Below are 12,842 nucleotides of genomic sequence, written 5' to 3'. Positions count from 1 at the left end.
TGGCGAGAACCGCGCCGTCGGCCTGACGGGCGATCTTGCCGGTTTCGAGTTTCAGCGGGCGGCCGGCCCACTCGATTTCCACTGTGTGTGTATCAAACATGTCTTGTCCTTCAATGCGGGAGCACGCGCCATCGCCGATATCAAGGCGCAGCGCACAGTCGACCGCAATCAATGTGACGTATCACGGGCAAGACAACGGGAGGCTTTTCATCCTCGGCTTCCCTCAGGCGTTCCTGAGAAACCGGGCCAAAGCTCATTGACAAGCCTTGGCCAAAGCATCCGGCAATCCTGCCCCATGACAGGTCAACGGTTGGTTTGGCAGAACCGGCCCATCCGGGTCTGCCGGTCTTTCCACCGCTAAAAGATAGGGCGCGGCTGGAATATTTCATCGGGAACCGTGTCCCGAAACACATCCGGCGGGCGCTCGGAAAGCACCCGCCGGACAATCTTAGCGGCGGATACCCAGGCTGGTGATCAGCTTGGAATAGCGGCCTTCATCCTTCTTCTTGAGATAATCAAGAAGCGAGCGGCGGCTCGAAACCATCGTCAGCAGGCCACGGCGGGAATGGTTATCCTTCTTGTGGTCCTTGAAGTGTTCGGTCAGGTTGTTGATGCGTTCGGTCAGGATCGCGACCTGGACTTCCGGAGAACCGGTATCGCCCTCAACGGTCGCATATTCCTTGATCAGCGCAGACTTGCGCTCAGCAGTGATCGACATCGGGTGATCCTTTCTAAGAGGAGGAGATTAAAGTCGCCAAAAGCCGGGATGTCGTCCAGCTTTGGCCGTGAATGCGAGCAGGCAACCCTGACGCTGGCGCTGCCTATAAACCAAATAAGCAGCAATGGAAAGAGGGGAGCTCCCACAGCGGTTTTCAGCGGCCCGCCATGGCGTCCCGGATCATCGCATCGTAACCCGTGGGATCCTGCAGCATGGCGAAATGGCTGGTGTCTTTCAGGATCACGAGCCTGGCGCCCGCAATGTCTTTCGCCATCATCTCCGTATGGTCGAGCTTCACCGCCTCGTCATGGTCGCCGATGGCGAGCGTGACCGGCACCGCGATCTTTCCAAGATCCGCTGCCGTCCAGGCCGGCTGGGTCGCCCACATTTCGGAGATCTGGGTGACGAAGGCGTCGTACTCGTTCGGCGTCGGCGACAGTTTCCTGTAATAGTCGCCGGCGACGTTGATGTAGTCGTTGAAGGTCTTGTTGTTCATCACGTCTGCCTTGACGCCGTCGGTCGTGACGTTGGCTGCCTGGGCAATGACGCGCGTCAGCTTTTCCGGATTTTTCATCGCCATGTCGATGCCGATGATGCCGCCATCCGACCAACCGACCAGCGTCACCTTGTCGATCTTCAGATAGTCGAGAAGCGCGACGTAATCAGACGTCATCAGGTCGTAACCGAAGGGCTGCTGGCTGCGCGTCGAGCGCCCATGTCCGCGGCTGTCGGCAACGATGACCCGATGATCCTTGGCAAAATCGGCGACCTGGTGACCCCAGACCTCGGCATTTCCAAGACCGCCATGAATGAACAGGATGGGGTCGCCTTCGCCGTATTCGGCGTAATACATCTTGATGTCGTTCACCTCGGCCATGCCGCTCGTCTTTGCCACCGGCATCGAAGGAAAGGCCGGAAGCTCGGCCCAGCGCTCGGCAGATTGAGCGCCGGCGACGGCGAGAAACATCGAAAAAAACGTCAGGATTCCGATAGCAGTTCCGCGCATGATCTTTCCCTCTGCCAGGCCCCCATGGCCCGACAGGCAAGATATCGCATCGCGACCGCCTGACAATCGCTGTCGTTGTCAGAAAGCAAGATAGGCTCAGGCGAAAACCCGCTTCGGGCGGAACTCGCCCTGGCCGATCTCGCCGATCGCGATCAGCTTGCCGCGGGCCGTCGCATAGGCTTCGCTTTCGGCAACCGGCGCATCGCGGCCACGCACCAGGATCGGGTTGCCCATCTTCAGCCGGTGCGCCTGGTCGTCGTTGATGACGAGATGGGGCAGCGAGGATAGCGCTTCGCAGGTGTCGATCAGCAGCGCGTCGAGGGCGGCCAGGCGCTCGTCCATATCCTCGATCGCTTCCAGTGCCACGAGATCTGCGAGCGGCACCATGGCCTCTTCCGCGAAAGGGGCGACAAAGGTGCGCCGCAGCCCGGACACATGGCCGTAGCAGCCGAGCTCGCGGCCGAAATCGCGCGCCAGCGCCCTGACATAGGTACCCTTGCCGCATTCCACTTCGAAATGCGCACTGTGGGCGTCCGGGCAGGCGAGCAAGGTCAGCCGGAAGATATCGACCTCGCGCGAGGGGATTTCGACGGTTTCGCCTTCGCGCGCCAGGTCATAGGCGCGTTCACCTGCGATCTTGATAGCGGAAAACTGCGGCGGCACCTGGCTGATGGTGCCGATATAACCAGGCAGGATATCGCGGATCTGCTGTTCGCTCGGGCGTTTGTCCGAACTCTTGGTCACCTCGCCCTCGAGATCGTCGGTCGCGCGCTCCTCGCCCCAGCTCACCGTAAATTCATAGATCTTGCGGCCGTCCATCACGTAGGGAACGGTCTTCGTCGCATCGCCGAGCGCGATCGGCAGCATGCCGGAGGCGAGCGGATCGAGCGTGCCGGCATGGCCGACCTTCTGCGCCTTGTAGAGCCACTTGATCTTGGAAACGGCTTCCGTCGAGCCGAAATCCACCGGCTTGTCGAGGATCAGCCAGCCGGAAATCGGCCGGCCTTTGGGTTTGCGTGGTTTGGACATGCGTCTCTTCTGTTTATTGTTCGTCATTACCGCCGTCGAGGTCACGGCTCACCTCGGGCGAACGCAGCAGTTCGTCGATCTTTTTGTAGTTGTCGAAGCTGGTATCATCGCGGAAGCGCACCTCCGGCATGTATTTCATCTGCCGGAGCTGCGGCCCGAGCCGGCCGCGGATGAACCTTGCATGACGGTTCAACGCCTCGATGACAATACTGTGGTCGGAAACGCCGAGCGGCGTCACATAGGCGGTGGCGATCTTGAGATCTGGCGACATGCGCACTTCCGAGATCGAGATTACGGTCGCCTCGATGACGTCGTCACGCACTTCGCCGCGCTGCAGCACCTGGGTGATAGCGGCGCGAACCTGTTCGCCAATGCGCAGCATGCGCTGCGAAGGCGCGGAAGAAGTTGGTTTGGTCATTGTTATCTCTATTTGCCGATACGGCTGGGAATCGAACCCGTCAAAGGAGAGCGTCCATGACTCTTTTGGTCGAAAAGGTCAAGTCGGCAGATGCCCGAAAGCCATCCGCCGGCTGGCGGATGGCTTTCGGAAAAGTTCAGGCGCAGCAGCTTAGAGCGTGCGCGTGATATGCTCGACCCGGAAGCACTCGATGACGTCGCCGGCGCGCATATCCTCGTAGTTTTCGAAGGCCATGCCGCATTCCTGACCCATCGGCACTTCGGACACTTCGTCCTTGAAGCGCTTGAGCGTCTTGAGCTTGCCTTCGTGAACGACGACGTCGTTGCGGATGAGGCGGACGCCCGCACCACGTTCGACCTTGCCTTCCACGACACGGCAGCCTGCGACCTTGCCGACCTTGGTGATGTTGAACACCTCGAGGATCTCGGCATTGCCGATGAAGGTTTCGCGCCGCTCCGGAGACAGGAGGCCCGACATCGCTGCCTTCACATCATCCACGAGGTCGTAGATGATGTTGTAGTAGCGGATTTCGATGCCTTCGCGCTCGGCGAACTGGCGTGCCTGCGTATTCGCACGAACGTTGAAGCCGATGATGGCCGCGTTCGAGGCTTCGGCGAGCGAGATATCCGACTCGGTGATGCCGCCGGCGCCCGAATGGACGATGCGGGCGCGGACTTCGTCGGTGCCGAGCTTCTCCAGCGCACCGGCAATCGCTTCGATCGAGCCCTGCACGTCACCCTTGATGACCAGCGGGAACTCCTTGATGCCGACGCTCTGGCGCTGCATCATCATCTGTTCCAGCGATCCGCGCTGTCCCGACTGGCGGGCAGCCGCCTTGTCGCGGGCCAGACGCTGACGATATTCCGAGATTTCGCGGGCGCGGCTTTCGCTTTCGACGACGGCGAACTTGTCGCCGGCCTGCGGCGTGCCGGAAAGACCGAGAACCTCGACCGGGGTTGCCGGGCCGGCTTCCTTCACATGGTCGCCCTTGTCGGTGACGAGAGCGCGCACGCGGCCCCAGACGTCGCCGGCGACGATGATTTGGCCTGGACGCAGCGTGCCCTTCTGGACGAGCACGGTCGCGACCGAACCACGGCCACGATCGAGCTGGGCTTCGATGACAGTGCCTTCCGCAGTCCGGTTCGCATTGGCCTTAAGATCGAGAATTTCCGCCTGCAGCAGGATCGCCTCAAGCAGCTTATCGAGGTTCTTGCCGGTTTTGGCCGAAACCTCGACGTCAAGCACTTCGCCGCCCATGGATTCCACGAAGACTTCGTGCTGCAGCAGCTGGTTGCGGACCTTCTGCGGATCAGCCTCGTGCTTGTCGACCTTGTTGATCGCCACGATGATCGGAACACCGGCCGCCTTGGCGTGGTTGATCGATTCGATCGTCTGCGGCATCACGCTGTCGTCGGCTGCGACGACCAGGATCGCGATGTCGGTCGCTTGCGCACCGCGGGCACGCATTGCCGTGAAGGCGGCGTGGCCGGGCGTATCGATGAAGGTGATCTTCTGACCGTTCTGCTCCACCTGATAGGCGCCGATATGCTGGGTGATGCCACCGGCTTCGCCGGAGACCACGTTGGCATGACGGATGGCGTCGAGCAGCGAGGTCTTGCCGTGATCGACATGGCCCATGATGGTAACGACGGGCGGGCGCGAAACCAGTTCGCCATCGTCGTCGGACACGTTGAAGATGCCGAGTTCGACGTCGGATTCCGACACGCGCCTGACCGTATGGCCGAATTCGCCGGCGATGATTTCGGCAAGGTCGGCGTCGATGACGTCGCCTGGCTTCATCATCTGGCCTTCCTTCATCAGGTACTTGATGACGTCGACGGCGCGTTCGGACATGCGCTGCGACAGTTCCTGAATGGTGATGGTCTCGGGCAGAACCACTTCGCGGGAGATCTTCTCGCGGGTTTCCTGCATCTGACCGCGGCGGAACTTCTCCTGCCGGCGACGCATCGCCGAGAGCGAACGACCGCGGGCATTATCCTCGCCGTCGACGTTGGCGGTGGTGATCGTCAACTTGCCGCGACGGCGCTCTTCATCCGTCTTCGGACGAGTCGTGACCGGCTTTGCGGGTTCCGGGCGAACGACGCGGCCACGGACCGGACCGCCGCGCGCTGCGCCACGATCATCTTCTTCCTTTTCGTCGCGACGGCCGCGAACGGCCCCAGGGACGGCAGCGCCGGGTGCCGGACGGGCAGCAGGTGCTCCAGCCGCGTCGGGCCGGCGTGCGGCCGGTGCCGATGATGCGGGCTGCTGCGGCCGTGTCGCGTCGGTGCGTGCTTCGGCCGGAGCCGGCTCTGCGGCTGCGGGTTCAGCGACAGCCGGTGCCTCAGCCTGCCGGATAGCCTCTTCAGCGGCCCGGCGGGTAGCTTCTTCCGCTTCGGCTGCCTTGCGGACAACCTCTTCGGCGGCACGGCGCTTTTCTTCCTCGGCGCGGCGGATCGCATCCTGGGCGTCACGCGCCTGGGAGTCGGCAAGCGCGCGGCGGCGGGCGTCCATCTCTTCCGGCGACAGATGGTTCAGCACCACCGGGCGCGGACGATCGTTCTGGCGCGGCGGCTGGTGAGACTGCTGCGGCGGACGCTGGTTCGTCTGGTTGTTGTTGCCCTGCTGAACCCGCGGAGCAGGCGTTGGCTGCTGCGGACGCGCCTGCACAGGTGCGGGCGCCGGTTCGGCTGCGCGCACGGGGGCCGTCGGAGTGACGGGCGTGATCGGCTTTTCGTCTTCCGGGCGCATCGGGCGCCGCTTACGGGTCTCGACGACGACCGCCTTGGTGCGACCTCGACCCATATCCTGGCGAACGGTACCCTGGCTCATCCCCGATGGTTTCAGGGTGAGTGTCTTTTTGCCCGCTACGCTGATTGTCTTGTCGTCGTTACTATCGGTCATTCGTTCCCGTTCCTTCGGACAGGGAGCGATGACTAGATCAGACCCTGTCGTTCAATACTGTCGATCAATGAGTATGGGACCGGCCGATGCCGGTGACCGCCTCATTGTTTTTGCCGGCCAGCGCCGCCCGCTGCCCGGGACTGACCGCCAATACGGTACTGTTCGAGCATCTTTGCGCGCTTCACTACACCTTCACCCGCCTGCCCTGCAAGCACTGCGGCATGGATAAAAGCATTCTGGCCCATCAGGCCTTCCATTTCGCTCTCCGAGAAGAGACGGAAGGAAGGTATCTCCTCCTCGGTCTCCATTCCGAGGTGCCAGGCCTTGCGGGCCTGGTCGATTTTCCGGACGCCGTCGTCCGCTGCGCCAGTCGCGTGGAACACCGCAAGGGCTGCTCCGCTTCTGACCGCGGCATCCACTTTCGAGGACCCGCTGACGAACTGGCCGGCTTTCCGCGCCATGTTCATCATCTGCATCAATTGCGCCGCGAGCAGCCGATCGACACTCGCGCCGAGATCGTCCGCCGCCTTCACATCCGTCTTCAGCGCGCGGGCGAAGAGCTTCTTCGCCACCGCCCTGTCGACCAGCGACCGGTCGATCTTCACCCAGCATCCGCGTCCCGGAAGCTCGCGCTTCAGATCGGCGACAACTGTTCCATCGGGAGCGGCGACGAAGCGGATCAGCTCTTCCGGCGATCCGCTTTCGCGCGTCACGATGCACATGCGTCCGTTCACGTCATAACCTGCAAGATCGTCGTCCTCGAGAGGAGCGTCCGGTTCATGCGCGGTCATCATGCTTCTTGTTCGGCTTCGGTGACCTCTTCTTCGGTCCCCTTCGCCAGGTCCTCTTGCGTGATCCAGCCAGCCGAAAGGCGGGCCTGGACGATCATCTGTTCTGCTTCGACGCGCGAGACGTCGAACTTCGAGAACAGACCCTCGAACTTCTTCGTTTCGCCGTTCTTGCGCTCCGACCAGCCGACGAGATCGTCGGCAGCGCAGCCGGCAAAGTCCTCGATCGTCTTGATGCCGTCTTCGCCGAGCGCCACCATCATCTGGGCGGTCATGCCGTTGATCTCACGCAGTTCGTCCTGAACACCGAGCGCCTTGCGCTTCTCGTCCATCTCGGCTTCGAGACGCTCGAGGAATTCGCGGGCGCGCTGCTGGATTTCCTGCGCCGTCTCCTCGTCGAAACCGTCGATCGACGAGATTTCGTCGAGATCGACATAAGCCAGTTCTTCAACCGCGGCAAAACCTTCCGAAGCCAGAACCTGGCCGACCATCTCGTCGACATCGAGCGAATCCATGAACAGGTTGGTGCGCTCGTTGAATTCCTTCTGGCGGCGTTCCGATTCCTCGGCCTCCGTCATAATGTCGATATCCCAGCCGGTCAGCTGCGAGGCGAGGCGGACGTTCTGGCCGCGGCGGCCGATCGCAAGCGACAGCTGCTCGTCGGGAACGACGACTTCGATACGCTCGGCATCCTCGTCGAGGACCACCTTGGCGACTTCGGCCGGCTGCAGGGCGTTGACGACGAAGGTCGCCGGATCCTGCGACCACGGAATGATGTCGATCTTTTCGCCCTGGAGCTCGCCGACGACGGCCTGAACGCGTGAGCCGCGCATACCGACGCAGGCGCCGACCGGATCGATCGAGCTGTCGTTCGAGATCACGGCGATCTTGGCGCGCGAACCCGGGTCGCGGGCGACCGACTTCACCTGGATGATGCCGTCGTAGATCTCCGGCACTTCCATCGTGAAGAGCTTCACCATGAATTGCGGATGCGTGCGCGACAGGAAGATCTGCGGGCCGCGCTGCTCGCGACGGACGTCATAGACGTAGGCACGGACGCGATCGCCATAGCGGACGTTTTCGCGCGGGATCATTTCGTCGCGGCGGATGATGCCTTCGCCACGGCCGAGATCGACGATGACATTGCCGTATTCGACGCGCTTGACGGTACCGTTGACGATTTCGCCGACGCGATCCTTGAATTCGTCGAACTGGCGGTCGCGCTCGGCTTCACGCACCTTCTGCACGATCACCTGCTTGGCCGACTGTGCGGCGATGCGGCCGAAATCCATCGGCGGCAGCGGGTCGGCGATGAAATCGCCGAGTGCGGCGTCCGGGTTGCGGTCGCGGGCCAGCTCCAGCGGGATCTGCGTCGAATAATCTTCGGCCTTCTCGACGACTTCGAGCAGACGCTGCAGGCGGATTTCGCCGGTCTTCGGATTGATGTCGGCCCGGATGTTGGACTCGGTGCCGTAACGGGAGCGTGCCGCCTTCTGGATGGCATCGGCCATTGCGGCCAGCACGATCTCGCGGTCGATGACTTTTTCGCGCGCCACTGCATCTGCGATCTGCAGAAGTTCGAGCCGGTTCGCACTGACTGCCATTGTCTTGTTTCTCCGTCTTTACTCCAGGGTTCCCGTCCCTGGAGCGGTCTGTTGATCGGTTATTCTTCGTCGTCCGCTTCGTTCTGGTTGGCGGCCTGGGCTTTCGCCAGCTTGTCGGCGCGCAATGCGTCGCGGATCAGATCGTCGGTCAGAATGAGCTTCGCATCGCTAAGCGCCGTGAAGGGAATGGTGACCTTCTGCTCTTCCCCATAGGCGATCTGGTCACGCTCGAGCGTGAAACCATCTGTGCCTGCTTCGACGATCTTGCCGCGGAAGCGCTTGCGATTATCGATCAAGATCGACGTCTCGCATTTCACAAGGTGGCCCTGCCAGCGGACGAAATCGGATTTCCGCACCATCGGACGGTCGATGCCGGGCGAAGACACTTCCAGATGATACTCTTTATCGACCGGATCTTCCACATCGAGGACGGGAGAAATCGCCATCGAGACTTCTTCGCAATCCTGAACCGTCATCGTGCCGTCGTTGCGTTCGGCCATGACCTGCATCGTCGCGCCGTTCTGGTTCATCATGCGGACGCGGATAAGGCGGAAGCCCAGGTCGACGAGAACGGGTTCGATGATATCGGCAAGACGCTGGTCGAGCCCGGTTTCGGTAATCAGCCGCGGCTCACGTTCATTGTCTGCGTTTGTCAGATCCGACAAGCGGTGCGCTCCTCGCAATTTCATGCTTTTTCGGCGATCGCGCTAATAAAAAAGAGCGGGTCCTTGCGGCCCACTCTTCATCAAGCGATCAAGAATTTGAGAGGCATATAGTCGGGTTTTTCCGAAATTGCAAGGTCTGCGACCGATTCGGCCAATTCGCTTCCGGCGACGTGATGAGGCCTATGGCCGGCGCCGGTGTTGCGCATATATTGCCGTTGGCGCGCAATAACAAAAGCGGGAGAAATCGTGGCCTACACTTCGTCGACATTGGCGCCTTTGCGGCACGATACCTACCGCACCATCTGGTTCGCGAGCCTTTCTTCGAATTTCGGCGGCCTGATCCAGGCGGTCGGCGCCGCCTGGATGATGACGACGATCACCGCCTCGGAGGACATGGTGGCGCTGGTGCAGACCTCGACGGCGCTGCCGATCATGCTGTTTTCGCTGATATCGGGTGCGCTGGCCGACAATTATGACCGCCGCCGGGTCATGCTGACGGCGCAGTGCATGATGCTCACCGTCTCAGGCCTGCTGACGGCCTCAGCCCTTCTCGGCTGGATCACGCCCTGGCTGCTGCTCTTCTTCACCTTCCTGATCGGCTGCGGCACCGCACTCAACAATCCCTCCTGGCAGGCCTCGGTCGGCGATATGGTGCCGCGCGCCGATCTGCCGGCCGCGGTCACGCTGAACAGCATGGGTTTCAACATCACCCGCAGCGTCGGCCCGGCGATCGGCGGCGTCATCGTCGCTGCGGCCGGCGCGGCTGCGGCCTTCGCGGTGAATACGCTGAGTTACCTCGCCTTGATCTATGCCCTGCTGCGCTGGCGGCCAGCCGCGCCCGTCTCGACCCTGCCGCGAGAGGCGCTCGGCAGCGCCATCTTTGCCGGCCTGCGTTATGTCTCGATGTCGCCCAATCTCGAAAAGGTTCTTGTTAGGGGACTGCTCTTCGGCATCGGCGCCAGTTCGATCCTGGCGCTGCTGCCGGTCGTCGCCCTCGATCTCGTTGCCGGCGGCCCGCTGATCTATGGTTTCATGCTCGGCGCCTTCGGCATCGGTGCGATCGGCGGTGCGGTGCTGAATGCCAGGCTTCGCCAGGTGCTTTCCAGCGAGATGATCATCCGCCTCTCCTTTGCCGGCTTCGCATTGAGCGCCGTCATCGCCGCCGTCAGCCGGAGCGCCGTCCTCACCTCTGCCGGGCTGCTCGTCTCCGGCGCCTGCTGGGTCTCTGCACTATCGCTGTTCAACACCATCGTCCAGCTTTCGACGCCGCGCTGGGTGGTCGGCCGGGCGCTGTCGCTTTATCAGACCGTCACCTTCGGCGGCATCGCCGGCGGCAGTTGGCTGTGGGGCGTTGCTGCGGATCGCTACGGCGTCGCCGATGCGCTGCTGATGTCATCCGTCGTCATGCTGCTCGGCATCGCGATCGGCCTGCGTTTTTCGATGCCGGCCTTCGCCTCGCTCAACCTCGATCCGCTGAACCGCTTCATCGAGCCGGCCCTCAGTCTCGACATCACGCCGCGCAGCGGCCCGATCGTCATCCAGGTCGATTACGAGATTGCCGATGAGGACCTCGCGGAATTCATGGCGCTGATGGGCGAGCGCCGCCGCATTCGCATCCGCGACGGCGCCCGCAATTGGGCGCTGATGCGCGATCTTGAAAATCCGGGACTGTGGACGGAGACTTATCATACGCCGACATGGGTCGAATATATAAGACACAACCAGCGGCGCACGCAGGCCGATGCCGAGAATATCGACAGGCTGCGCGCGCTCCATCGCGGCGAAGGCCCGCCTCATGTTCACCGCATGATCGAGCGCCAGGCCATTGCGCCAGGTGACGATGTCTTCCACAAAGCGCCGATCGATCTGCATCATTGAGAACAGTCAATGCATAATTTCAGGCTCGCCCGCCTATCCGATCTTGCCGCCATCGTCCGGCTTCTTGGCGATGACGATCTCGGCGGCGCCAGAGAAATCGTCTCCGATCCCGTCGATGCACGTTATCTCTCGGCCTTCGCCGCGATCGAGGTGGATGCCAACCAGTTGTTGGCTGTCGCGACCGATGCGGCCGACCAGGTCGTGGGCAGTCTGCAACTGAGCTTTCTTCCCGGCCTCTCGAGGACGGGCATGTGGCGCGGCCAGATCGAAAGCGTGCGTGTGGCAAGGGATCTTCGCGGCTCGGGCCTCGGCGCACAATTCATCGAATGGGCGATTGCTCAGTGCGCCGAGCGCGGCTGCGGCTTGGTGCAGCTGACATCGGACAAGGCGCGAGGGGATGCGATCCGCTTCTACGAGAGGCTCGGTTTCGTTGCCAGCCATGAAGGTTTGAAACGCACTCTCTAGAGCAATTCCAGGAAAAGTGCGAAGCGGTTTTCCGTCCGGAATTGCGTCAAAACAAAAGGTTAGAGCGGTTCGGCGTTTCCATGAAAAGCTGAACCGCTCTAAAGCCGATTACTTCAGCTTGCCCTTCATCGTCGCCTCCGGAAAACATGTCGGCTTCATGCCGCTCTTTGCCTGCCACTGGCCGATCGAGCGCCGGGTCTTGTAGCCCGGCAGACCGTCGGAGCCGCCGACATCATAGCCCTGCCGTTCCAGCGCCTTCTGCATGGCGGCGACGTCCGATCGCAGCATCTTGCCGACATCGCCCCATCTGCCCTGGAAGGCGCCGCCATTATAGGCGATCCGGTCGGCAAGATTGCCGATATAAAGCGCGTAGAGATCGGAATTATTGTATTCCTTGATGATGTAGAAATTCGACGTGACGATGAATTCCGGTCCGTCGCGGCCGGCCGGAACCAGCATCATGCCCTCAGCCATCATTTCGCCGGAGGGAAAGCCCTTGCCGGAGATGCGGTCGATGCCGAGCGAGGCCCAGTGCGACAGCGGCTTTGCCAGATCGGGTCCCTCCTGCGCGCAGGAGACTGCCTCCGGTATCGACACCTCAAAGCCCCAGTCGCGGTTGCGCTGCCAGCCTTTCTTGACCAGGTAATTGGCGATCGAGGCGAGCGTATCGGGCACCGAGGTCCAGATATTGCGGTGACCGTCGCCATCGAAGTCCACCGCATATTTCAGATAGCTGGTCGGCATGAACTGCGGCTGGCCGAGCGCGCCCGCCCAAGAACCCTTGAACTCGGCAGGTGTGACGTCGCCGCCGTCGAGAATATGGAGTGCCGCCACCAGCTCGGTGCGGAACATCTCCTTGCGCGTCGACATGAAGGCCTTGGTCGCCAGCACCTCGATCGCCGAATTCGGGATCTTCGCCGCACCGAAGCCCGTCTCCCGGCCCCAGATGGCCAGCACGATCGAGCCCGGCACGCCATAGGTCTTTTCGATCCGCTTCAGCGTCGAGCCATATTGGGCGGCAAAGCCGCGTCCCGTTGCGGCAAGCTTCTTCAGCTGGTCCTCGTTGAAATAGGGAGCGGGCGAGGAAAATTCGGCCTGCGTCTGCTTCTGCTCCTTCGACGGCGGGAAACCGGGCGGGGCGAGACCGGGCAGGTTCCAGTTCAGCGTGATGCCGGAAAAAGCGGCTTGAAAGACCTTCTCCGAAATGCCGTTCGCCTTCGCCTCCGGCCAGAGGTCGGCCTGCACCCATTTTTCGAACTGCACCTCGACATCGGCTTTTGAAGGGGCCGCGTAACAGGAAAGGGGCAGGAGAGCTGCCGCCAATGCGAGTGCGAATATCCGCAGCCGCCGTGGAACACCCCCCTCTG

Annotated in this window: 11 protein-coding genes; 2 read left to right on the top strand and 9 right to left on the bottom strand. The window is 62.0% G+C overall.

Going from position 1 to position 12,842, the window contains the following annotated elements; translation table 11 throughout:
• Positions 1-448: 448 nt before the first annotated feature.
• From rpsO to rimP, 8 genes are all read right to left on the bottom strand, one after another.
• Positions 449-718, bottom strand: a complete 270-nt coding sequence (rpsO, locus tag FY112_RS33665; protein WP_003544317.1) for a 30S ribosomal protein S15 — start codon at positions 716-718, stop codon at positions 449-451.
• Positions 719-872: 154 nt separating this feature from the next.
• Positions 873-1,724, bottom strand: a complete 852-nt coding sequence (locus tag FY112_RS33660) for an alpha/beta hydrolase (protein WP_151520305.1) — start codon at positions 1,722-1,724, stop codon at positions 873-875.
• 96 nt (positions 1,725-1,820) lie between these two features.
• Entirely contained in the window at positions 1,821-2,753 is a 933-nt protein-coding gene (truB, locus tag FY112_RS33655) for a tRNA pseudouridine(55) synthase TruB (protein ID WP_151520304.1), read from the bottom strand.
• A 13-nt stretch (positions 2,754-2,766) separates the two neighbouring features.
• Positions 2,767-3,171: a 30S ribosome-binding factor RbfA gene (gene rbfA / locus FY112_RS33650; protein WP_131719767.1), complete on the bottom strand. Its 405-nt coding sequence runs from the start codon at positions 3,169-3,171 to the stop codon at positions 2,767-2,769.
• 150 nt (positions 3,172-3,321) lie between these two features.
• Positions 3,322-6,075, bottom strand: a complete 2,754-nt coding sequence (gene infB, locus FY112_RS33645; RefSeq protein ID WP_151520303.1) for a translation initiation factor IF-2 — start codon at positions 6,073-6,075, stop codon at positions 3,322-3,324.
• A 101-nt stretch (positions 6,076-6,176) separates the two neighbouring features.
• Positions 6,177-6,869: an RNA-binding protein gene (locus FY112_RS33640; RefSeq protein WP_017989926.1), complete on the bottom strand. Its 693-nt coding sequence runs from the start codon at positions 6,867-6,869 to the stop codon at positions 6,177-6,179.
• Positions 6,866-8,467, bottom strand: coding sequence for a transcription termination factor NusA (gene nusA, locus FY112_RS33635; RefSeq protein WP_003555785.1), 1,602 nt, complete (start codon positions 8,465-8,467; stop codon positions 6,866-6,868). Before nusA ends, FY112_RS33640 begins: the two co-directional genes overlap by 4 nt.
• A gap of 59 nt (positions 8,468-8,526) precedes the next feature.
• The gene (gene rimP, locus FY112_RS33630; RefSeq protein WP_003544329.1) at positions 8,527-9,132 is read right to left on the bottom strand and encodes a ribosome maturation factor RimP; all 606 of its coding nucleotides are present in this window, start codon (positions 9,130-9,132) and stop codon (positions 8,527-8,529) included.
• 198 nt (positions 9,133-9,330) lie between these two features.
• On the opposite strand from rimP, the gene FY112_RS33625 reads away from it, so the two are divergent.
• Positions 9,331-11,010: an MFS transporter gene (locus tag FY112_RS33625; RefSeq protein ID WP_181018320.1), complete on the top strand. Its 1,680-nt coding sequence runs from the start codon at positions 9,331-9,333 to the stop codon at positions 11,008-11,010.
• Between the two features lie 9 nt (positions 11,011-11,019).
• Entirely contained in the window at positions 11,020-11,475 is a 456-nt protein-coding gene (locus tag FY112_RS33620) for a GNAT family N-acetyltransferase (protein WP_151520301.1), read from the top strand.
• Between the two features lie 108 nt (positions 11,476-11,583).
• Here FY112_RS33620 and FY112_RS33615 read toward each other — a convergent pair.
• On the bottom strand, positions 11,584-12,842 hold a 1,259-nt coding region (locus FY112_RS33615), incomplete at its 5' end, for a lytic murein transglycosylase (RefSeq protein WP_246700820.1).

The sequence above is a fragment of the Rhizobium sp. PEPV16 genome (assembly GCF_008919455.1).
GTDB lineage: Bacteria > Pseudomonadota > Alphaproteobacteria > Rhizobiales > Rhizobiaceae > Rhizobium > Rhizobium leguminosarum_Q.
Note: the sequence above shows the minus strand (reverse complement) of the source record. Positions and strands in the feature narration are given on the sequence as shown.